This is a genomic window from Rhizobium sp. BR 362, from assembly GCF_036528765.1.
Taxonomy (GTDB): domain Bacteria; phylum Pseudomonadota; class Alphaproteobacteria; order Rhizobiales; family Rhizobiaceae; genus Rhizobium.
On the sequence record NZ_JARWGH010000094.1, the window covers coordinates 1 to 1,200 of the forward strand.

Sequence of the window (1,200 nt, forward strand, 5' to 3'; positions counted from 1 at the left end):
GATCTCGGCAGTTCGCTGGAGACGGCCGTCAGCGAGGCGGAATATGCGTCGCTTGCCCGCTGCACACAGTACGCCCATTTCACCCCCGAGTTCATCATCCGGGCGATCTGGACGGGCTTGCGGCGGCTTGGCTGGCGCGGCGGCCGCGTGCTGGAACCGGGGATCGGAACCGGGCTGTTCCCGGCACTGATGCCGATAGAGTACCGCAACGTCAGCTATGTCACCGGGATCGAACTCGATCCCGTCACCGCGCGCATCGTGAAGCTGCTTCAGCCGAAGGCGCGCATCATCAACGCCGACTTCGCGCGCACCGACCTCAACGCCGTCTACGATCTCGCGATCGGCAATCCGCCCTTCTCCGATCGGGCGGTTCGCTCTGATCGGCAATATCGTTCGCTGGGTCTTCGGCTGCATGACTATTTCATTGCCCGGTCGACCGATCTCCTCAAGCCTGGCGCCCTAGCGGCCTTTGTCACCAGCGCCGGCACGATGGACAAGGTTGACAGCGCCGCACGTGAGCACATTGCCGAGTCCGCTGACCTGATTGCGGCGATCCGCCTGCCTGAAGGCAGCTTCCGCCGCGCCGCCGGCACGGACGTCGTGGTTGATATCCTGTTCTTCCGCAAGCGAAAGACGGGAGAGAAGGAAGGCGACCTGTCCTGGCTCGACCTGCAGGAGGTCCGATCTGCGACCGCCGATGACGGTGCGATCAGCGTGAACCGCTGGTTCGCCGAGCATCCGGAATTCGTGCTCGGCGATCATACGCTCACTTCGGGTCCGTTTGGTGAGATCTATACATGCCGGCCGCGCGGCGCCGAGGACGTCGCGACAGTGCTCAAGGCAGCCATCGCCCTCCTCCCGGAGGCTCTTTATGACGGAGTGCCTACTCCCATCGATGTCGATCTGGAGGACGAGCTCGGCGAGATCGTCGATCTTCATCCCGACAATGCCAAGGTCCGCGAGGGCAGTTATTTCATCGATGTCAGGCATGGCCTGATGCAGGTGGTCGACGGTGAAGCAAGTCAGATCGCGGTGCGCAAGGCGCRTAGCGGCCAGGGAATTTCGGAAAAGCATGTCCGCATCATCAAGAAGCTGATCCCGATCCGCGACGCCGTCCGCGAGATCGTGAAGGCCCAGGAACTGGATCGCCCGTGGCGCGATCTGCAGGTACGTCTTCGGATTGCCTGGTCGAACTTCGTT

At 62.7% G+C, this 1,200-nt stretch carries 1 pseudogene; it reads left to right on the forward strand.

The features are described from left to right. Positions 1-1,200: pseudogene (locus tag QDY28_RS30870) on the forward strand (lactate dehydrogenase); the annotation flags it as partial.